Origin of the sequence: Streptomyces sp. NPDC048172, from assembly GCF_043202595.1 — a bacterium.
Lineage (GTDB): Bacteria > Actinomycetota > Actinomycetes > Streptomycetales > Streptomycetaceae > Streptomyces.
On the sequence record NZ_JBIDAT010000002.1, the window covers coordinates 579353 to 599805 of the forward strand.

Annotated in this window: 19 protein-coding genes and 1 pseudogene; 12 read left to right on the forward strand and 8 right to left on the reverse strand. The window is 73.9% G+C overall.

Going from position 1 to position 20453, the window contains the following annotated elements; translation table 11 throughout:
• Positions 1-2: 2 nt before the first annotated feature.
• From ACGF3A_RS11215 to ACGF3A_RS11230, 4 genes are all read right to left on the reverse strand, one after another.
• Positions 3-521 (reverse strand): tripartite tricarboxylate transporter TctB family protein, encoded by a 519-nt coding sequence (locus ACGF3A_RS11215; RefSeq protein WP_393728201.1) that lies wholly within the window; start codon positions 519-521, stop codon positions 3-5.
• On the reverse strand, positions 518-1501 hold the full coding sequence (locus ACGF3A_RS11220) for a Bug family tripartite tricarboxylate transporter substrate binding protein (protein WP_393729092.1): 984 nt from the start codon (positions 1499-1501) through the stop codon (positions 518-520). Before ACGF3A_RS11220 ends, ACGF3A_RS11215 begins: the two co-directional genes overlap by 4 nt.
• A gap of 117 nt (positions 1502-1618) precedes the next feature.
• Complete coding sequence (locus ACGF3A_RS11225) at positions 1619-2317, reverse strand: HdeD family acid-resistance protein (RefSeq protein ID WP_393728203.1); 699 nt, start codon at positions 2315-2317, stop codon at positions 1619-1621.
• Positions 2298-2738, reverse strand: a complete 441-nt coding sequence (locus tag ACGF3A_RS11230) for an STAS domain-containing protein (protein ID WP_393728205.1) — start codon at positions 2736-2738, stop codon at positions 2298-2300. The genes ACGF3A_RS11225 and ACGF3A_RS11230 overlap by 20 nt, the downstream gene beginning before the upstream one ends.
• Before the next feature lie 335 nt (positions 2739-3073).
• Here ACGF3A_RS11230 and ACGF3A_RS11235 point away from each other — a divergent pair, with 335 nt between their 5' ends.
• A complete protein-coding gene (locus tag ACGF3A_RS11235; RefSeq protein ID WP_393728206.1) occupies positions 3074-3784 on the forward strand; it encodes an ANTAR domain-containing protein in 711 nt (236 codons plus the stop codon).
• Positions 3781-4515, forward strand: a complete 735-nt coding sequence (locus tag ACGF3A_RS11240) for an ANTAR domain-containing protein (RefSeq protein WP_393728208.1) — start codon at positions 3781-3783, stop codon at positions 4513-4515. Before ACGF3A_RS11235 ends, ACGF3A_RS11240 begins: the two co-directional genes overlap by 4 nt.
• 17 nt (positions 4516-4532) lie before the next feature.
• Here ACGF3A_RS11240 and ACGF3A_RS11245 read toward each other — a convergent pair whose 3' ends face one another.
• Complete coding sequence (locus ACGF3A_RS11245; protein ID WP_393728210.1) at positions 4533-6824, reverse strand: ATP-binding cassette domain-containing protein; 2292 nt, start codon at positions 6822-6824, stop codon at positions 4533-4535.
• Between the two features lie 145 nt (positions 6825-6969).
• Here ACGF3A_RS11245 and ACGF3A_RS11250 point away from each other — a divergent pair, with 145 nt between their 5' ends.
• The gene (locus ACGF3A_RS11250) at positions 6970-7554 is read left to right on the forward strand and encodes a TIGR03086 family metal-binding protein (RefSeq protein WP_393728212.1); all 585 of its coding nucleotides are present in this window, start codon (positions 6970-6972) and stop codon (positions 7552-7554) included.
• Here ACGF3A_RS11250 and ACGF3A_RS11255 read toward each other — a convergent pair whose 3' ends face one another.
• Positions 7555-7929: a hypothetical protein gene (locus tag ACGF3A_RS11255; RefSeq protein ID WP_393728214.1), complete on the reverse strand. Its 375-nt coding sequence runs from the start codon at positions 7927-7929 to the stop codon at positions 7555-7557.
• Between the two features lie 43 nt (positions 7930-7972).
• Positions 7973-9295 carry an amino acid permease gene (locus ACGF3A_RS11260; protein WP_393728216.1) on the reverse strand — a complete coding sequence of 441 codons (1323 nt, stop codon included), beginning with the start codon at positions 9293-9295 and terminating at the stop codon, positions 7973-7975.
• Between the two features lie 105 nt (positions 9296-9400).
• On the opposite strand from ACGF3A_RS11260, the gene ACGF3A_RS11265 reads away from it, so the two are divergent.
• From ACGF3A_RS11265 to ACGF3A_RS11300, 8 genes are all read left to right on the forward strand, one after another.
• The gene (locus ACGF3A_RS11265; protein ID WP_393728217.1) at positions 9401-9913 is read left to right on the forward strand and encodes an Lrp/AsnC family transcriptional regulator; all 513 of its coding nucleotides are present in this window, start codon (positions 9401-9403) and stop codon (positions 9911-9913) included.
• The gene (locus ACGF3A_RS11270; protein ID WP_393728219.1) at positions 9910-10575 is read left to right on the forward strand and encodes a response regulator; all 666 of its coding nucleotides are present in this window, start codon (positions 9910-9912) and stop codon (positions 10573-10575) included. The genes ACGF3A_RS11265 and ACGF3A_RS11270 overlap by 4 nt, the downstream gene beginning before the upstream one ends.
• An 80-nt stretch (positions 10576-10655) precedes the next feature.
• Positions 10656-11792: a sensor histidine kinase gene (locus tag ACGF3A_RS11275; protein ID WP_393728221.1), complete on the forward strand. Its 1137-nt coding sequence runs from the start codon at positions 10656-10658 to the stop codon at positions 11790-11792.
• 135 nt (positions 11793-11927) lie between these two features.
• The gene (locus tag ACGF3A_RS11280; RefSeq protein WP_393728223.1) at positions 11928-12836 is read left to right on the forward strand and encodes an ABC transporter ATP-binding protein; all 909 of its coding nucleotides are present in this window, start codon (positions 11928-11930) and stop codon (positions 12834-12836) included.
• Positions 12833-14452, forward strand: a complete 1620-nt coding sequence (locus tag ACGF3A_RS11285; protein WP_393728225.1) for a hypothetical protein — start codon at positions 12833-12835, stop codon at positions 14450-14452. Before ACGF3A_RS11280 ends, ACGF3A_RS11285 begins: the two co-directional genes overlap by 4 nt.
• A 1062-nt stretch (positions 14453-15514) precedes the next feature.
• Positions 15515-16078 carry a hypothetical protein gene (locus ACGF3A_RS11290; protein ID WP_393728227.1) on the forward strand — a complete coding sequence of 188 codons (564 nt, stop codon included), beginning with the start codon at positions 15515-15517 and terminating at the stop codon, positions 16076-16078.
• A 148-nt stretch (positions 16079-16226) separates the two neighbouring features.
• On the forward strand, positions 16227-17249 hold the full coding sequence (locus tag ACGF3A_RS11295) for a hypothetical protein (RefSeq protein WP_393728229.1): 1023 nt from the start codon (positions 16227-16229) through the stop codon (positions 17247-17249).
• Positions 17246-18121 (forward strand): isocitrate lyase/phosphoenolpyruvate mutase family protein, encoded by an 876-nt coding sequence (locus ACGF3A_RS11300; RefSeq protein WP_393728231.1) that lies wholly within the window; start codon positions 17246-17248, stop codon positions 18119-18121. Before ACGF3A_RS11295 ends, ACGF3A_RS11300 begins: the two co-directional genes overlap by 4 nt.
• A gap of 111 nt (positions 18122-18232) precedes the next feature.
• On the opposite strand, the pseudogene ACGF3A_RS11305 reads toward ACGF3A_RS11300, so the two are convergent.
• Positions 18233-19450: pseudogene (locus ACGF3A_RS11305) on the reverse strand (MFS transporter); the annotation flags it as partial.
• Positions 19451-19549: 99 nt separating this feature from the next.
• On the opposite strand from ACGF3A_RS11305, the gene ACGF3A_RS11310 reads away from it, so the two are divergent.
• Positions 19550-20437 (forward strand): LysR family transcriptional regulator, encoded by an 888-nt coding sequence (locus tag ACGF3A_RS11310; protein ID WP_393728233.1) that lies wholly within the window; start codon positions 19550-19552, stop codon positions 20435-20437.
• Positions 20438-20453: the final 16 nt, after the last annotated feature.

The window sequence follows — 20453 nt, forward strand, 5'->3', positions numbered from 1 at the left end:
GCTCAGATCACCTCCATCAGCGGGCCGCCGGGGAGGGGGACCCCGAGGAGGGTGTTGAAGACGACGTACGTCAGAAGGGAGAGGACCGCGGCGATCAGCGGGTCGCGGGTGAGGGTGTGCTGTCGGGAGCCGAGCGCGAAGGCCGAGCCCCAGAAGAGCAGCGCCCCGGCGAGCGGGAAGCCGAGCGGCTCGATCAGCGCGGCGAACGCGAGGAAGACGCCGACCAGCAGCGTGACCGTACGCCAGTCACCCGGCTCGGTCAGGTCCACGTCCTCGCCGCCCTCGGCCTCGCCGCGCCCGCCGCGCAGCACGTCCACGGCGAGCAGGACGGCGACGACGAGCAGCGCGCCGCCGACGACGAGGGGGACGGTACGGGGGCCGACGGGGCCGCGTACCGAGGCGACCGTGTCCATGGTGAGCGCGTCGGTGAGCACGAGGACGCCGACGGCCAGGAGCAGGACGCAGACGCCGAGTTCGGAGCGTCCGCGCAGGAAGGGCGGGATGGTCCGTGCCTCGCTCATTGGCCCAGCTCCTTCAGCACGGTGTCGACGCGTCTGTCCTGGGCCTTGAGGAAGCGGCCGTACTTCTCGCCGGGGAGATAGGCGTCGTCCCAGCCGTTCGTACGGAGCGACTTCTTCCACTCCTTCGAGCGACGCAGCTCGGAGACGAAGTGGACGAGCTTGTCGCGCTGGGCCTCGGAGAGTCCGGGCGGCGCCATGATGCCCCGCCAGTTGGTGAACTCCACGTCCAGGCCCGCCTCCTGGAGGGTGGGCGCCTTGAAGCCCTTGACGCGCTCGGGCCCGGTGACGGCGAGGAGGCGGAGTTCGCCGGACTTGATCTGGTCGCGGTACTCGCCGATGCCGGAGACGCCGAACTTGACCTTGCCGCCGAGGACGGAGGCGAGGAGCTCGCCGCCGCCGTCGAAGGGCACGTAGTTCACGGACTTGGGCGTGATCCCGGCCTCGCGGGCCATCAGCATGGGCGCGAGATGGTCGGGCCCGCCCGCCGAGGAGCCGCCGCCCACGGGGAGGGAGCGGGGGTTCTTCTTCCAGTCGGCGAGGAGCTGCCCGAACGTCTTGTACTTCGAGTTCTTGGCGACGACCACGATGTTCGGCTCCTCGACGAGCCGCGCGACGGGGGTGGCGTCGGCGAGCGTGGAGGGCGCCTTGTTGGTGTGGACGGCGCCGACGACGCCGAGGCCCATGGACATCGCGAGCTTGCCGTTGCCGCGCTCGCCCACGAGGCGGCTGAGGCCTACGGTGCCGCCCGCGCCGGGGAGGTTGAAGACCTCGATGTTGTGGTTGAGCCCGGCGTCCTCGGCGTTCTTGGCCGCCGTACGGGCCGTGATGTCATAGCCCCCACCGGGGGTGTTGGGGACCATGATGCGCAGACCGGGGATGTTCGTCCCGGTCTCGGCGCCGCTGCCGGTGGTGAGGAGCGGGGGCACCAGCAGCGTCGCCGCGAGGGCGGTGAGCGGGGGAAGAAGGGCGCGGGGGCGCACGCTCGGCACCGCCTTTCCAGGGGGACGGGGGTGAGGTGGCCCACATCGTGCCCTGGTGCCGGAGCGGTGTCTGCACGTGCGCGGTAAGGAAAGTATTGGTTGTTGTGGTCGTTGTGTTCACGGAGCCGGGGACGTGGTGTCCGCCGGGGATCCGGGGGCGCTCGGGGCGCTCGGAGTGCTCGGGGCGTCCGGCGGCCGGTGGTGGCCGGGGTTGTGACCGCCGTGGTCGTGACCGCCGTGGCCGTGCTCGTGGAGCCGGTGCCTGACCCGGATCGCCGTGGCGATCTCGACGACGCCCAGCGCGAGCAGCCAGCAGCCGCCGACGACGGTGAGGACGGCGACGGACTCGAACGGGGAGACGAGGAGGACGATCCCCGCCAGCGCGCTGACGACGCCGAGGAAGATCTGCCAGCCGCGCGCGGGCATCCCGGGGTCGGAGGCGGCGGCCACGGTCTGGGTGATGCCGCGGAAGAGCCAGCCGATGCCGATCCACAGGGCGAGCAGCAGGATCGACTGGAACGCGCCGCGGAAGCAGAAGAGGCCCAGCAGGACCGAGAGCGCGCCGCTGATGAAGGCCATCACGCGCAGTTCCGTCGAGGTGTGCGTGCCGAAGGCGGCGACGAGTTGGGCGATGCCGCTGACCAGCAGATAGATGCCGAAGAGGACACCCACGGCGAGCAGTGACACGCCTGGCCACACCAGCACCAGCACGCCGAGGACCAGCGCCAGCACGCCGCCGGCGAGCACCGTCTGCCAGGCGCTCTTCGCGAGTCGGGCGAAGGGCGCGAGAGGGTCGTTACCCGGTATTCCGCTCATACGTCATTGTTGGGGCGGATCCCCCGGTTCCGCCACCGCACGGCGGGCTGCCGCACGAGGGGACGGAGGCCGCGCGTACGGCGTCCCCGACGGACTCGTACGCGGGGAAGAGGTGCTGGAGACGGAGCCTGCGCAGCAGCAGGCCTGTGGGCCGCTCGGCGTGGACGAGGCTGAACCAGCCGCCCCGGCCCAGGACCGCGGCCCGGGTCCGGTGGAGGAGCCGCACGGCCGCGCAGTCCAGGAACGTGACGGGCAGCAGGTCCAGCACGAGGAGCGGCGTCGAGGGCGGCGGGGAGATGCTGAGCGCCTGGAACAGCTCCCGCTCCAGGTCCGGGAGAGTGCCGATGTCGAGCTCGCCCGATGCCTGGACGAGCCAGAAACCACTGTGCTCCGTGGTGGGGTGGTGCAGGGTGGTAACCATGAGCGGCCCTTCATCCCTGGCGGCGGTCCCGGCGCGTGCCGGTGGATGCGCGGCCGGGGTCCAGGGCCGGGACCCGGCAGATTAGTCGCCGCCGTACGGCCCATGGTTCGAAGAGACGATTCATCGCGTCAACCCGGGAGTGAAATCACCCTTTCGGGTGTGAGTTCCGGGAAGGCCTGGACAGGGAGGGGCGCATGCCGTTAAGGACCCAATGCCGGGCGGAGGCGGGACGGACGCGCTGGGCGCGCGGGGTCCGTGGCCCCGGCGTTAGGCTGCCCGGAACATGGGCCCCGGGCCCGGACCCAGGAAGGACAGCGATGGTAGCCAGTGCTCGGATGGCTGCGTTGCTGCACACCCTCAGGGATTCCGCGCCGGAGCAGTTCGTCGGCGGCGACCCCCGGGAGTACGCGCGCGTGCTGGGCGTGGACGGCGTCGCGGTCTCCCTGGCCGCCGGTGACCGGCAGAGCGAGCTGGTGTGGAGCACCCCGGGGGTGAGCGCGCGGCTGGACGACCTTCAGTTCACCCTTGGTGAGGGGCCGGGCGTCGAGGCGCTCCAGAGTCTCTCGCTGGTCCTTGAGCACGACCTCGGCAGAGTGCCCCGTTCCAGGTGGCCGATGCTGCTTCCGGAGCTGACCGCGCTCGCTGTGGGCGCGGTCTTCTGTTTTCCGCTACGGGTGGGTGCGGCGGGCGTGGGGGTGCTTACGCTGCACAGGGGGCGGACCGGGGCGCTGTCCCCGGCCGAGATGGACGACGCGCTCGTGCTCGGCGCCGCCTTGACGGGGGTGGTGCTGGATGGGGACGCGCGGGCCGGGAACCCGGAGGGTGAGGACGGTTCCGGGCTGCACCGGGTCGTGGTGCACCAGGCGAGCGGAATGGTCAGTGTCCAGGCGGGGGTTCCTGTGGCACAGGCGCTGCTGCTGCTGCGTGCGCACGCGTACCGGTACGGCAGGACGGTGGTCGAGGTGGCGGAGGACGTCGTCGCCCGTCGGCTGCGGTTTCGAGACGACGGCCAGGGGACAGGCCCCGCCGTCGAGGTGAGGGGATGAAGGACATGGCCCGCGAGGAACGGGTTCTGGAGATCGTCGTCGAGGCCATCGACACGCTGACCGAGGATTTCGATCTGATCGACTTCCTGCACCGGGTGTCGGTGAGGTGTGTCGAACTGCTCGACGTGGCAGCGGTCGGCGTGGTGATCGCCGACGAGCACGGACAGCTCCAGCCCATCGCCGCCTCCGACGAACACACCCGCCTGCTGGAGCTGTTCGCGCTCCAGCACGACCAGGGCCCGTGCGTGGAGAGCTACCGGGGCGGCGTCGCCCGGCTCGACGTCGATCTGACGTCGAGCCGGGAGACCGCCGGCTTCGTCCCGTTCGCGCGGCGGGCGCGGCAGGCCGGGTATGTGACCACCCACGCGCTGCCGATGCGCCTGCGTGAGCGCTCCATCGGCGCGATGAACCTCTTCCACACCCGGGCGGGGACGCTCACCCCCGCCGACGCGCGGGTGGCGCAGGCCCTCGCGGACGTGGCGACCATCGCCATCCTCCAGCAGCGCACGCTCGCCCAGAGCAACCTGGAGCGGGCGCAGTTGCAGGCCGCGCTCACCAGCCGTATCGCCATCGAGCAGGCCAAGGGCGTGCTGTCGGAGCGCCGGCAGACCAGCCTGGACGAGGCGTTCGCGGTGCTGCGGACGTACGCCCGCGCCAACCGGGTCCGGCTGGCCGACGTCGCGCGGCAGCTCCTCGACGGGGACCTCGATCCCGAACTGCTCCCCCGATAGCCGTTCTTGAGCCCGGTTCAGCCGCCGACGTACTCGCGCAGGTGCGTCGCCGTCAGGGTGTCCGCGTGGGCGACGAGGTCGGCCGGGGTGCCGGTGAAGACGACCTCGCCGCCGTCGTGGCCGCCGCCCGGGCCCAGGTCGACGATCCAGTCGGCGTGGGCCATCACGGCCTGGTGGTGCTCGATGACGACGACCGTGTTGCCGTCGTCGACCAGCCGGTCCAGGAGGGCCAGGAGCTGGTCGACGTCGGCCATGTGCAGGCCCGTCGTCGGCTCGTCCAGGACGTACGTCGTCGCCTTCTCCGCCATGTGGATGGCCAGCTTGACGCGCTGCCGCTCGCCGCCGGAGAGGGTGTTGAGCGGCTGGCCGAGGCGGAGGTAGCCGAGGCCGGTGTCGGCGAGCCGGTCGAGGACGGCGCGGGCCTGGCCGCCGGAGGCGCGCCCCGACGGGAAGAACTCGCGGGCCTCGGCGACCGACATGGCCAGCACCTCGCTGATGTTCTTGCCGCGCAGCGTGTACGTGAGGACCTCGGGCGTGTACCGCTTGCCCTCGCACTGCTCGCAGACCGTGGCGACCCCGGCCATCATGGCCAGGTCGGTGTAGACGAGCCCGATCCCGTTGCACTTCGGGCAGGCGCCCGCCGAATTCGCGGAGAAGAGCGCCGCCTTGACCCCGTTCTCCTTGGCGAAGGCCGTACGCACATGGCTGAGCAGGCCCGTGTAGGTGGCCGGGTTGCTGCGCCGGGAGCCGCGGATCGGGGACTGGTCGGCGACGAGCACCCCGTCCCTGCCCGCGAGGTAGCCGTGGATCAGCGAACTCTTGCCCGATCCGGCGACGCCCGTGACGACGGTCAGCACGCCGGTCGGCAGGGTCACGCTGACGTCCTTGAGGTTGTGCAGCGAGGCGCCCTCGATCGCCAGTTCGCCCTTCGGCGTACGGACCGTGTCGCGCAGCTCGGCGCGGTGGCCCAGGTGGCGGCCCGTGAGGGTGCCGGAGGCGCGCAGGCCGGGGACGTCGCCCGCGTAGCAGACCCGGCCGCCGTCCGTGCCCGCGCCGGGGCCGAGATCCACGACGTGGTCGGCGATCGCGATGACCTCGGGCTTGTGCTCGACGACGAGGACGGTGTTGCCCTTGTCGCGCAGCCGTAGCAGCAGGTCGTTCATCCGCCGGATGTCGTGCGGGTGCAGCCCGACGGTCGGCTCGTCGAAGACGTACGTGACGTCCGTCAGGCTCGACCCCAGGTGGCGGACCATCTTCACGCGCTGGGCCTCGCCGCCGGAGAGGGAGGAGGAGGTGCGGTCGAGGCTGAGGTAGCCGAGGCCGATCTCGACCAGCGAGTCCAGGGTCTGGCGCAGCGTGGCCAGCAGCGGCGCGACCGCGGGGTCGTCGAGGGTCCTCACGAACTCCGCGAGGTCGCTGATCTGCATCGACGAGCACTGCGCGATGTTCGTCCCGTCGATGGTGGAGGAGAGCGCGGCGGGGCCGAGCCGGGTGCCGTCGCAGGCGGGGCACGGGGCGAAGACCACGGCACGGTCGGCGAAGGCCCGGATGTGGGACTGCATCGAGTCGCGGTCCTTGGCGAGCATCGTGCGCTGGATGCGGGTGACGACGCCCTCGTACGTGACGTTCGTGACCCCCGCCCCGCCCGCTCCGGGGTCGAGCTTGATCTTGCCGGTGGGGCGGTGGAGCAGGTCCTCCCACTCCTGCTCGGTGAAGTCGCGCAGCTTCTTGTCCGGGTCGTAGAGCCCGCTGGAGATCATCACCTGCCAGTACCAGTTGCCGACGGCGAAGCCCGGCGCGGTGATCGCGCCCTCGTTGAGGGAGAGGTCGCGGTCGAGGATCTGGCCGATGTCGACCGTGGAGACCTGCCCGAGGCCCTCGCACTCCGGGCACATGCCCTCGGCGCTGTTGAAGCTGAAGGCGGTCGAGGTGCCGATGTGCGGGGTGCCCAGGCGGCTGAAGACGATCCGCAGCATCGTGTACGCGTCGGTGGCGGTGCCCACCGTGGAGCGGGAGTTGGCGCCCATGCGCTCCTGGTCGACGACGATGGCCGCGCTCAGATTGCGCAGCGCGTCGGTGTCGGGGCGGCCCAGGCTCGGCAGGAACGACTGGATGAACGCGGTGTACGTCTCGTTGATCAGCCGCTGGGACTCGGCGGCGATGGTGCCGAACACGAGCGAGGACTTGCCCGATCCGGAGACCCCGGTGAAGACGGTGAGGCGGCGCTTGGGGATGTCCAGGTCGACGCCCGCGAGATTGTTCTCGCGGGCGCCTCGGACCTCGATGACGTGGTGGGCGTCGGCGTGCATCGGGAATTCCTCGCTCGGGATCGGGGCCGGGGAGGCCAGGGGGCAGCGGGCCAGAAGAATTGAGTACACCGTACCCGGTAATGCGGACACCCTCTGTCGTGTTTCTTCAAGAGGGGCTGCGGGCGGCGCCCGTAGCGTAGTCGTCATGAGCGAACAGATGTACGAAAACGGCCTGATCTGCATGCGCGAGGCCGCCGTCGAGGCCGCCCGGCTCGCGCGCGGCGCCGAGGGTGCGCCCCTGGAAGCGCCGAGCCCCTGCGCCGACTGGGACCTCCGGGCCCTCCTCCAGCACTGGATCCTCTACACCGCGCACGGCCTCGAACGGCGCGCCCGGCGCGAGGAGTTGCCCGCGGAGCTGACCGCCCGCGACTTCCCGTCCGAGCCCGGCTGGGCCGCCTCCTACGCCCGCCAGCTCGACCGCGCGGTCGCCGCGTGGGAGAAGCCGGACGCCTGGCAGGGCGAGATCGACCTCGGGCACATGTCCGTACCGGCGGCGGACATCGCGGGCATGGTCGTCAAGGAGATGGCCGTCCACGGCTGGGACGTCGCCACCACGACGGGCCAGGAGGTCCAGGTCTCCGACCGGCTGGGCGCGTTCGTCCTGGGCGTCGTCGAGCGGCACGCGGAGATCTACCGCCAGTACGACGGCTTCGCCGACCCGTGCCCGGTGCCCGAGGGGGCCTCGGACTTCGTACGGGCGCTGGCGCTCTCGGGGCGGCGGGCCGCGTAGTCACCGGGTGGCTGTTCTGACCGCTGCCACGAGCGGGGCGCCGCACGCGAGCGCCCCGAGCACCGCGAACTGGTGGCTTCCCGGCAGCGCGCGCATGGCCGGGAAGCAGTACGCGAGACCGCACGCGGCGCCGCTCACGGCCAGCGCCGCCACCGCGAGCAAGGGGGTGCCGAAGCGGAGCCGCCCCTGTCGTCCCTGTCGTCCCTCTCGTCCCTCCAGGCGTTCGAGGGAGACGCCGAACATCCCCGCGACGGCCATCACGACCAGGGTGCCGAGCGCCCTGACGAACACCCAGGCCAGAAAGCCGAACGACGCCACCGTCACCGCCCACAGCGGCACGCCGACGGAGAGCGCGAACGTCCTTCCGTCATCCATGGACGCAGCGTCCCAGCCGGGGTCGCGGCGCGGATGAGTACGGCTACTCATCCGGGCTCCGGCCCGTCGCCATCGCCGTCGCGACCGCCACCACGACCGCGAGCAGTGCGGCCCAGCCGCAGGTGAGCAGGAGGAGCGCCACCAGGGCGCAGGAGAGCGCGGCGGCGGCCCGGTGGCCGCCGGACAGCACGCGGACCCCGGCCGCCGTGCACGTCAGGTAGACGAGGAGGAACAGCGCCGTCGGCACCGTGACCAGGCTCTCGGGCGTCACCGCGCCCGCTCCCGCGAGCGAGAGCAGGACGGCCCCCGCGACCCCGATCGCCACCGTCATCGCCCGCGTTCCGCCGTGCCCGCCGTGCCTGCTGTGTCCAGTGGGTTCAGTGGTTTCGGTGGGGCGGCGGGAAAGGCTGGAGGCCAGGGCCGCGGCGCCCGTGAGGTAGGCGTTGGTGGCGGCGAGGGTGAGGGCCACGGCCATGGCCGCCGCGACCGCCGGGCCCGCGCTGCCGAGGGCGAGCGCGAGGAGGTCGGCGAGGGGGACGGGGCCGCCTGCCCCGGACCCCAGGGCGCCCACCGTGGCGGCGGCGAGGCCGAGATAGAGGGCGGCCGTCACCGTGAAGGCGAGGAGCATGACGCGCGGCAGGGTGCGGCGGGGGTCGCGCAGCCGGACGGTGAGGGGCGCGACCGCCTCCCAGCCGACGAAGGAGAGCATCAGCAGCGACGCCGCGCGGGCCACGCCCTGCCAGCCGGACGGCGCGAACGGCGTCCAGTGCGCGGCCCGTACCGAGCCCGCCGAGCCCGCCACCGCGACGACGACCAGGACCGTCAGGCCGCACACCAGGGCGAGTTGTACGCCTGTGCCCGTACGGGCGCCCGCCAGGCGCATCGCGAGGACCACCGCCAGCAGTGCCGCGGAGGCGACGAAGGTGCCGGTGCGGCCGGTACCGGTCAGTTCCGCGACGTACGTGCCGCCGATCCAGCAGACGACCGGGGCGCCCGCGACCGCGCCCGCGAGGAAGGACCAGGCCGTGGCGCGTCCGGCGCGCGCTCCGAGCCCGGCCGCCGCGTATCCGGCGACGCCGCTGCCCGAACCGACGCGCGTACCGAGGCCGCTGAAGACCGCGGCCAGCAGCGCCGACAGCGCCAGCAGTCCGGCCCACGCGAGGATCGAGGCGGGACCCGCAGCGCGGGCCGCCAGGCCGGGCAGCAGGAGCAGCCCCGGGCCGAGCAGCGCACCTATGTAGAGGGAGGCGGCACGGGTGGTGGAGAGGGTGTCGTCGCGGGCTGTCGGGCGGGAGCCGCTGCGGACTGTCCGACGGGAGTCGTCGCGGGCCGCAGAGAGGGTGTCGTCTCGTGGCGTAGGCGTCATGGCGGCAGAATGGCGCGGAAGGTGCCGCACGCGGTGGCTTGTTGGCGCCCTCCGGCCCGTATCCGCGCAACTCTGTGCCGCAGATCCCGGATTACGCTGCACAGCATGCCGAAGCCGCCCTCCAGACCCACCTACGACCGTGTGGACCGCGAGATCCTCGCCCACCTCCAGCGGTCCGGACGCATCCCCAACGTCGAGCTGGCCGAGGCCGTCCGGCTCTCCCCCTCCGCCTGTCTGCGCCGCACCAAGGCGCTGGAGGCCGACGGGCTCATCGCGGGGTACCGCGCGGACGTCGACCGGGCCAAGCTCGGCCTCGGGCTGACCGTCTTCGTCTCGCTCAAGGTCGACCAGCACTCGCGCGCCGTCTCCCGGCAGATCGAGGACGCGCTGACCTCGCTGCCCGCCGTCGTGGCCTGCCATGTCGTCTCCGGGGAGTCCGCGGACTTCCTGCTGGAGCTGGCCGTGCCGGACCTCGCGGCGTACGAGAAGGTGCTGCTCGACGACATCCTCGGCATCCATCCCGTACGCGACGCGCGCAGCGTCTTCGCCATCCGGACGACGCTGAGCCGGGGCCCGCTCCCGCTCGACCACTGGCCGCCGAAGGGGGACCCGGCGTGAACCGGCCGATACGCGTCCTCGTCGCCGACGACCAGGAGATGGTCCGGCGCGGCATCCGCCGCATCCTCTCCGGCCAGGACGACATCGAGGTCGTCGGGGAGGCCGCGGACGGCGCGGAGGCGCTGGAACGGGCGCGGGAGCTGCGTCCTGACGTCGCGCTCGTGGACGTCCGTATGCCGCGCCTCGACGGCATCGAGGTCACCCGGCGGCTCTGCGGGGGCCCGGAGGGCGTACGGGTCGTGGTCGTCACCACCTTCGACCTGGACGAGTACGTCTACCCGGCGCTCCAGCACGGTGCCTCCGGCTTCCTGCTGAAGCGGTCGGGCCCGGCGCTGCTGGCGGAGGCGGTACGGGCCGCCGTCGCCGGGGACAGCCTGATCAGCCCCTCGGTCACGGTCCGCCTCCTGAAGCACGTCACCGGAGGCCCGCCCTCCGCCAGGCGGGGTCCCGAGCCCCACGAGGAGCTCACCGCGCGCGAGAAGGAGATCGCCGGACACGTCGCGCAGGGGCTCACCAACGCGGACATCGCCCGCGCCCTCTTCATCTCGCCGGGCACGGTCAAGACCCATGTCGCCGCGATCCAGCGGAAGCTGGGCGTCCGCAACCGGGTGGGCGTCGCCGTCCACGGGTGGGAGCGGGGCTACGCGGAGGGCACCCCGTGACGCACCCCGCGACTGGGCCGCACCCTGTGACGGGGCTGCACCCTGCGACGGGGCCGCACCCCACGACGGGGCCGCACCCCGTGACGCCGGACCGTGGACGGCTGGTTCTCGCCGGGCTCGTGGCCGTCGCCGTGCTGCTGCCCTCGCTGGTGGGGCTGCCCGTGGCCCTGGTCGTCGCCGTCCCGGCGGCGGGCGCGGCGTTCGCCGCGCTGCTGCCGGGCGCCGGAGGGGCCGCTCTGCTCGTCGGCGGTGTCGCGCTGCTCTCCCTCGCCGCCGACGCGGCGTACCACGGGCCGAAGGGGTTCGTGGTGCTGTGGGCGCTCGTGGAATTCCCGGCACTGCTGGTGCTGGTGGGGCGGGTGACGCGGTGTGCGGGGGAGCGGCAGGCGGCGGTCGTGGGGGCGCTCTCCGTGGGCGCGGTGGTCGCGCTGCCGGTGCGGTTCCTGTTCGCGCACCCCGGAGCCGAGGGCCAGGCGGTGGCCCTCACCTGCGCCCTGGCCCTCTTCCCTGCGGGCTGTGCGGTGGGCGCCGGGCTCTGGCTCCGTACGCTCGACAACCGCCGCGCCCGTGCCGTCACCGACGCGCTGCGCGCCCAGCGGCTCGATGTCGCCGCCGACCTGCACGACTTCGTCGCGCACGAGCTGACGGGCATCGTGCTGGAGGCGCAGGCGGCGCGCTTCGGGGGCGGCGAGGAGGACGACCGCGAGGCGCTGGAACGGATCGAGGCGGCGGGGACGCGGGCGCTGGAGTCGATGGACCACACGGTGCGTTCGCTGCGCACCGAGGCGGCGCCCGTACGGATCAGGGGCCTGGCCGATCTTCCGGAGACCGTCGGACATGTGCCGGGCGCCACGCTCGACCTCGCCGACGACGTCCACGGCACCCTCTCGCGCGCGGCCGAGGACACTCTGCACCGGGTGGTGACGGAGGCGCTCACGAACGTACGGCGGCACGCGGCGGGGACGGGTGCGGGGGCGGGGGCGGGGGACGTACGGGTACGGGTACGGGTGCGCGTCGTACGCGTCGCGGAGGGTGTGGAGGTGACGGTGACGGACGACGGCGGGGTTCCCGGCGGGGCGCGGGGCAAGGCCCGGCGGCGGGTCGGCGGCGGCACCGGGCTGGCCGGGCTCGCGGCGCGCGTCGAGGCGCTGGGCGGAACGCTGGAGTGGGGGCCGCACGGCGCGGGGTGGCGAGTCCGCGCCCTGCTTCCCGGCTGACGCTCCCCCCGCCGGTCGGCCGGTGATATCTGCCGTTCGGCAGATGTGGAGGACCGGTTGGCGGGCGGAGGCTTGGAGACGTACGGAGATGTACGGGAAGTGCCCGTGCGGGGCCGAGCCTCTGGGAGGAAGCGCGTGTTCGAGCTCGTCGACGTCACCAAGACGTACCGGGGCGGGAAGCGTGCCGTGGACGGCGTGACGCTGCGGATGGGGCCCGGGATGGTGGGGCTGCTGGGGCCCAACGGCGCGGGCAAGTCCTCGCTCATGCGGATCGCGGCGACAGTGACCCGGCCCTCCGCCGGGCGCGTGCTCTTCCACGGGGAGGACGCGGTCGCGCGCCCCGGGGCGCTGCGGGCCCGACTCGGCTATCTGCCGCAGGACTTCGGGGTCTATCCCAACCTCTCCGCGCGCGAGTTCCTCTCGTACCTCGCCGCGGCGAAGGGACTCCGGGCCGGAGCAGCGCGGGCGCGGATCGAGGAGCTGCTGCACCTCGTGAATCTGACGGAGGCGGGCAAGCGCCCCCTCGGTGCGTACTCCGGCGGGATGCTGCGCCGCGTCGGCATCGCGCAGGCGCTCCTCACCGACCCCCAGGTGCTGATCGTGGACGAGCCGACGGCGGGGCTCGACCCGGAGGAACGGGTGCGGTTCCGGAACCTGTTGAGCGACCTGGCCGCCGACCGCGTGGTGATGCTCTCCACGCACATCGTGTCCGACGTCGAGTCCGTGGCCCGCGACATCGCGGTCGTCGCGGGCGGACGGCTGCTGCGCCGGGCCACGCCCGAAGAGCTGCTGCGCGAGACGGCCGGGATGGTGTGGGAGCTGACGGTCCCGCCGGACGCGCTCACGGCCGTACGGTCGCGGCACCTGGTCAGCCGGATGGTGCGCACAGCTGACGGCGTGCGCGTCCGGGTGCTGTCCCACGGCTCCCCGCAGGCCGGTGCCGCACCGGCCGTGCCCGACCTGGAGGACGCCTATCTGGCGGTCGTGAACGCGGGGGCGAACGCGGGGGCGAACGGGGCCGTGAACACGGGGGTGGCGCTGTGAGCGGGGCCTGGGGCGTCGCCCTCGCCGACTTCCGCGACCGGGTGCGGCGGCCCGCGTATCTGGTGACGCTGCTCGCCGCCGTCGGGCTGGGTTATCTCGCCGTGCCGGACACCGGCTCGCACTGGGCGATCCTCCAGATCGGCCCGTTCCGCGGCCGGTACACGAGCGCGTACGTCGGCTTCGCGACGGCACTCGCCGCGTCGCTGTGGCTGGCGCTCGGCGGGTTCTACGTCGTGCGGGGGCCGGTCACGCGCGACGAGGCGGGCAGCGTCGGCAGACTGCTGGCGGCCACCCCGCTGCGCGCCCTCGCGTACTTCGCGGGGAAGCTGCTCAGCAACGTGCTCGTCCTCGCCTCGATGCTGGGCGTGCTGGCGGTCACCGCGCTGGCGATGCAGCTGCTGCGCGGCGAGTCGTACGCGGTGCGGCCGGGGGAGCTGCTGCTGCCGTTCGTGGTGATCGCGCTGCCGCTGGCCGTGGCGACGGGCGCCGCGGCGCTGCTGATGGAGGCGCTGCCGGGGCTGCGGGGCGGGCTCGGCAACGTCGTGTGGTTCTTCGTCTGGATGGTGCTGGTCCTCGGCGGCCAGGGCGCGCTGGGCACGGACGTCGCGGCCGGGTCGATGCGGGAGGCGCTGCGCGGACGGGACGTGGAGGGCGGGGAGTTCAGTCTCGGCTTCACGTACGTCGAGAAGCCGCTGACGTCCTTCGACTGGGGCGGGTTCACGCCGGACGCCGCCTTCCTGCTGGGACGCGCGGCGCTGATCGCGGGCGCGGTGGCGTGCGCGCTGCTGCCCGCGCTCTGGTTCACCCGGTTCGACCCGGCGAGGGCGAGGGCGAGGGCGAGGGTGAAGGCGAAGGCGAAGGAGGAGGAGAGCGCGGGGGACGGCACGAGGGACGGCGCGGGCGAGCGCGGGCCGGCCCGCGTGGGGTGGGCCGCCCCGGCGTCCGCCGTCGGGCTGCCGGTGACTCCGGCGCGTACCGGCGGGTTCGCGCTGCCACGACTGGTCGCGGGGGAGGTGCGGGTGCTGGTCCGGGGCGTGTCCCCCTGGTGGTGGGCGGGCGCGGCGCTGATCTCGCTCACCGCGCTGGTCGCCACCGGCAGCGGGGCCACGCGAGTCGTGCTGCCCATGGCGTGGGTGTGGCCCGTGGTGCTCTGGTCCCGGCTCGGCACCCAGGCGCGTGAGCACGGCGTCGAGGCGCTGCTGGGCGCCGTGCCCCGCCCCGCCCGGCGGGTGTGCGCCGAGTGGGCGGCGGGGGTGGCGCTGACCGCCGTGCTCGGACTGGGCCCGCTGGTGGCGCTCGTGCGCGACGGGGAGGGGCACGGGATCGCGTCCTGGGCGGCGGGCGCGCTCTTCATCCCCGCGCTGGCGCTCGCGCTGGGCACGGTGAGCCGTACGCACCGGCTCTTCCAGGCCGTCTATCTGCCCCTCTGGTACGTCGTCGTCAACGGCATGCCCCTGCTCGACTACATGGGCGCGACCCGCGCGCCCGGCGAACCGGCCCTCATACCCCCGGCGTTGGTCGCGGGGCTCGCACTGGCGCTGCTGGGCTGCTCGGTGGGTGCCGGGGGCGCCGTGGCGCGGAGGAGGAGCTCGGTGCCCAGCGCGGTGACCGTGTGACGGCTGGTCCTGCCGGAGCGGACCGTCGCGATGAGCCCGCCGCCGCGCAGGACCTTCGCGTGCTCGCTGGCGGAGGGGGAGGAGAGCCCGGCGCGGCGGGCGAGTTCGCCGGTGGACAGCGCGTCGTACGCCGCGATCGTCTCCAGCACGGCCGCGCGGCTGTGCCCGAGCAGCGCGGCGAGCATGCCGTCGTCCGGACCGGCGGGCGCCGCGGACCTCAGGGGGCGGGTCGGCACCTGGTAGAAGAGCGTGGGCTGCTCGTCGTCCGGGTCGCAGGGCAGATACGCGGAGAACGCGGCGGGTGTCAGCAGCAGTCCGCGCCCCCGCAGCGGATAGTCGGGCCCCTCGGCGCCCTCGATCTCCAGGAAGGGCGGGCGCCAGTGGAAGGCGGGCCCGAGCCCGTCGAGCAGGCGCTCGACGCCGCCGTCCCGCCACTGCCTGGTGCGGGCGGCGAGATCGGCGTCGAGGTCGCCCGCCATCCCGCGCCAGTACGGCGCGAGCGCCACGCGGTGGTAGGCGCGGACGGAGGCGGCCAGGCCCTTCGCCGTGCCGTCGTCCCCGTCCGCGAGGCCGCGCACCCAGCCCGGCATCTCGCGGTGCCGCGCCACGTAGGCGAGGTCGGCGCGGAGCGCGGAGCGCGGGGTGGCCCGTAACCGCGCCAACTCCTCGTTCAGCGACGGCAGTCCGTCGTACGGGCGGAGGAAGCGGGGCACCGGGTGCGTGGGGTCGGTGGCCGCCAGTTCGCTGAACATCGGCGGCGCGGGCTGCCGCCACGCGGCCCGTACGGTACGGCGCCACAGGTCGATCGCGGGCTCGGGCCGCGTGGCGGGCGGCTGGGAGAGCCGGTAGGCGCTGAACGTGGCCATGGCGAGCGGGCTGGGACGGCTGCCGAGCCGGGTCCTGGCCAGGTCGCCGACCGTGAAATGGATCCGCAATTCCCTTCGTCCTCCCCGAATCGGGCTCCGGTGCCGTGCGGTCCCGTGCCGTGTTGGGCCGGGCCGGACGTGTCGGGCAGGGCCGAATCGTCTTCCGCGGCACACCCCCTCCCGGCACCGTAGGCCCATGAGGACGCGGAGGAGAACACGGGCGCTCGCCGCGTTCGCCGCGGGTGCCGCCGTCACCTGGCTGCTGGCGGCGGCACCGGCCGCGAACGCCGACGCGAGCACGGGCCCGAAGGCGGGTGGCGGGATGCACGGGCCGTTCGTCACCCACCCGGAGATGAAGCCGCGGGACAACCCGGCGGGGGACGTGTGCCCGTTCGACATGCACACCGAATTCCCCGTCGCGGACCTGACGTTGCGGACGTGGAAGAACGACGCGGGCGATCCCGTCTTCGCGATCGAGAGCGGCCCGCTCGTGGCACGCGTGACGAACACCTGGACCGGGGAGACCGTCGAGCGCGACATCTCCGGCACGGGCACGCACACGTACCCCGACAAGAAGACCGACATCCTCAGCGGCCCCGACTGGGCCGGGGTGCTGCACAAGGGGGACAAGCCCGCGAACAAGCTGCTCATCGCGCACGGCTACATGTCCATCAAGATCACGACCGAGGGCGACCGCACGAAACGTGAGGTCCTCGCGCTCGACGGCGAGTACGAGGACCTCTGCGAGACGCTGTCCTGAACCGTGGGAGGCCGGTGACGGAACAGCGTCGGGCGGCGCCGACCGGGCAGCCGGGGTGCGCTCAGGGGGAGGCATCCCGGCCGCCCGGGAAGGCGCCGCCACGAACACTTCGGCGGGGGCCGAAGCGGGGCGGGCCTAGCGTCGGGGCATGGGCACGTACGAGAGTGATCGTTACGAGGACGTCGTCGCCGCGCTCGCGGACCCGGCGCTGGTCCCGGAGCCGGTACCTCCGGTGGCCGGGGCCGTGGACGGGGCAGCGGGCGGGACCATGGCGTGGCTGCGGGCGACCGTCGCGCGGTTCTGCGCGGGGGAGCCGCACGCGCGGCGGCGGGCGTTGGTCGAGGGCGAGTTGGCGCGGCTGGCGCCGGAGGCGGTACGCCGTGCGGCGCGCGCCCGCGGGGGCTGTGGGGCCGACGACGAGGACGTACGGGTGACCGCCGTCGCGGCGCTCGCCGCGTGCCTCGGGTACGCGGACCCCGAGGGTGTCGCCCGCGCCGTGACCGTCGTCGCGGGCGGGTACTTCGGCGGCGACGGCCCGGACCCCGCGGGCGACGAGGCGGTGCGGTGGCTGTTGCCCCGGGTCGGCGGGGACGCGGAACTCGCCGCGAACCGGATCGGGATCCTCGTGCAGGCGTGCGACGCGACGGCGGCGCTGGTCGCGCATGCCGCGCGGGGGCGGCGTGCCGGTGAGACCGTCGAGGAGCTCCTCGCCCGTACGTTGCGCGAGGACCCGCCCTTGCGGGTGATGCGGCGCCGCGCCGTCGCGGCCACGCGCGTGGGCGGCACGGAGATCGTGCCCGGCGACACGGTGGTGCTGCGCACCGCCGAGGCCGCGCCTCCCTCCGTCACCCTCGCCTTCGGCGCCGCCCCTCGCCGCTGCCCCGGCGAACCCCACGCCCTCGCCCTCGCCACCGGAATCCTGGAGACCAGGCCCCTCGGACGGCCGGGCACGGGCTGCCCCGCCCCCAATCCCCGGCCCGCGACTGCACCGTGCCCACCCGCGCAGTCCCCCGCGCCCCTGAAGCCCCCCGGAGAACCGGAGGGTGCGCCTCAGGGGCGCGGGGAACTGCGCGAGCGGCCACCGCGCACCGGCGGTCTGCGACGCACGGACAGGGGCAGCCCCTGGTCAGACCCGAGTGCCGGGTCCGGAGAAGTGGAGGGTACGTGGTGAGCGGCGAGGGGTTCGCGGCACTGCACCGGGCGCCCCATGCGCCGCTCGTGCTGCCCAACGCATGGGACCACGCCTCCGCCTGGGCGCTGGCGGAGCAGGGGTTCACGGCGATCGGGACGACCAGCCTCGGCGTGGCCGCCGCCGCCGGATTGCCGGACGGGGCCGGTACCGAGGGGGCCCGCGAAGAGACCGTGCGGCTCGTACGGCGGCTGCAGAAAGCACCGTTCGCGGTGTCCGTGGACATCGAGGGCGGGTTCAGCGACGACCCGGCGGCCGTCGCCGACCTCGCGCGCGAGCTGAGCGAGGCCGGTGCCGTCGGCATCAACCTGGAGGACGGCCTCGGCCCGCCCACCGCGCACGCCGAGAAGATCGCGGCCGTCAAGGACGCGGCGCCCGGCCTCTTCGTCAACGCCCGCACCGACACCCACTGGCTCCCGCTCCCCGGCCTCGCCGAGGAACAGCGGCTGGACGAGGCGCTGGACCGGCTCGCCGGATACCGGCGGGCGGGCGCCGACGGCGCGTTCGTCCCCGGCGTCTCACGTCCGGCAGACATCGCCCGGCTGGTCGCCGCGCTCGCCGCGTTCGACGTCCCGCTGAACGTCCTGCACACCCCCGCGCTGCCCCCGCTCTCCGAGCTGGCCTCGCTGGGCGTGGGCCGGGTGAGCCTCGGTTCGCTGCTGTTCCGCCGGGCGCTCGGTGCCGCCGTCGAGGCCGCCGTCGCCGTGCGCGGGGAGCGCCCCGTCACCGGGTACGTGCCGTCGTACGAGGACGTGGCGGCGCTTCAGCAGGGCGTGGCCGTTGATCAGGGCCGCCAGCAGCACGGCGACGAAGGGGACGACGAGCGCGGCGCGGTATCCGTCGAGGGCGGCTGAGGGCGAGTCGCCGTGCGTGGCCGCGACGTTGACGGCCGCCGCGGCCGACAGGCCGAGCGCGGCGCCGAACTGGAAGCAGGTGTAGAAGAGGCTGCCCGCCAGCCCCTGTTCGTCCTCCCTGATGCCGGTCGTCACCTGGATCGTGAGCGGCCCGTAGGTCAGGGCGAAGGCGAGGCCCGTCAGGATCAGGCCCGGCAGCATCGCGAGATACGTCCAGTCGGCGCCGAGCGGCAGGAAGAGCCCGTACGCGAGCGCGGCCGCCAGCAGCCCGGCGAAGATCACCCGGCCGAGGCCGAAGCGCCGCACCAGGACGGGGGTCAGGGTCGGCGACAGGATCGCGTCGGCGCCCGCGACCAGCATCGCGAGGCTGGTCTCCATCGTGCTCCAGCCGCGCAGCTCCTGGAGGTAGAGGACGACGAGGAACTGGAAGCCGAAGAATCCGGCGGCCAGGAGCAGCCCGGAGACGCCGGCGCGGACGAGCGTGGCCGAGCGGAGGATGCCGAGGCGGATGAGCGGCGCGGAGGAGCGGCGTTCGACGGCGACGAACGCGGCGAGCAGCGCGAGTCCGGCGGCCAGGGTGAGCGCGGTGGTGGCGGGTGAGGCGTGCGGGGCGCGTTCCACGCCGAGGACGAGCAGCACGATGGCGGACGTGATGACGACGCCGCCCGCGATGTCGAAGCGCGGGCCCCGCGCCCGTACGGACGACCGTACGGCGGAGGGCCCGGGGGCCGTCTTGGGGATCCAGACGAGCGCTGCGGCGAGGATCAGCGCCGAGATCACGACCGGCGCGAAGAACACCCAGCGCCAGTCGAGCGAGGTGAGCAGCCCGCCGATGACGAGGCCGCTCGCGAAGCCGCCCGCGCCGGTGCCGGAGTAGATCAGCAGCGCCCTGTCGCGCGGCGGGCCCTCCGCGAAGCCGGTGGTGATCAGGGAGAGGCCCGCCGGGGTCATGAACGCCGCCGCGACGCCCGCCACGAAGCGGGCCACGATCAGCATCCAGCCCTCCGTCGCGAAGCCGCCGAGCCCGGAGAAGACGAGGAAGACGCCGAGCCAGCCCACGAACATCCGGCGCCGTCCGAAGAGATCGGCCGCGCGGCCGCCGAGCAGCATGAAGCCGCCGTAGCCGAGCACGTAGGCGCTCATCACCCATTGCAGCTCGCCGGTGGCCATGCCCATGTCGGCACGGATCTCGGGGAGGGCGACGTTGAGCATCGCGATGTCGATGCCTTCGAGGAAGATGGCGCCGCACAGGACGAAGAGGACGCCGATGTCGCGCCGTGACATGCGGACAGGGCGGGCCTGCGGGGGCTGAGAGCTGGTGGTGGGCATGCCCTCCACCCTCCGTCCGCGTGCGGAGGGGGAACAACGGCGATCAGCGCAATGTTCGGTAAGCCAGGCTTACCGAACGTCCCCGGTGGAGGGTGCGGCATGGAGCGCGAAGAGGTCGAGTGCCTGCTGATCCTCGCCGAGGAGCTGCACTTCGGGCGTACGGCGGAGCGTATGCGGCTCTCCCGCGCCCGGGTCAGCCAGCTCGTCCAGCGGCTCGAACGCCGCGTGGGGGCACCCCTGTTCGTCCGTACGAGCCGCCGCGTGGTCCTCACCGCGCTGGGCGCGGCACTGCGCGAGGAGCTGGAGCCGCACCACCGCGCGATCGACGCCGCGCTGGCGCGGGCCGCGGCCTCGGCCCGCGCCGTCGAGGGCACGCTGAACGTGGGCTTCTCCGGCCCGCTGGCGGGCGAGGCCGTGATGCGGACCGCCGACGCGCTGGGGGCCCGGCACCCGGGGGTGGAGGTGCATGTGTGCGAGGTGCCGTTCGCCGACCCGTACAGCGCGCTGCGCGCGGGGACCTACGACGTGCAGCTCGTCGAACTCCCCATCGGGCGGAACGAGTCCGACCTCGTCTCGGGCCCCGGCCTGTTCACCGAGGGCCGGGTGCTCGCGGTCGGCAGGTCCCATCCGCTGGCGGCGCGGTCCGTCGCCTCGCTGGAGGACCTGGCGGACGTCCCGCTCCTCACGGTCGACGCCGACCTCCCGGCGGCCTGCCGCACCGTCCTCGCCCCGGACCGCACCCCGTCGGGCCGCCCGGTGCCGCCGGGCCCCGCGGTGTCCAACGCCCAGGAGGCCCTGGTCTTCGTCGCCGCCGGGAAGGGCGCCTGGCTGACCGCCGCGCACGCCGCGACGTACCACCCCTGGCCCGGCGTCACCTATGTCCCGCTCGCCGACGCGGACCCGCTCACGTACGGGCTGGTCTGGCGCGAGACCCACCACACCCCCACGGTCCGCGCCTTCGCGCACGCGGCCCGCGAGGTGCTCTGACCTGCTGAGATCCGTG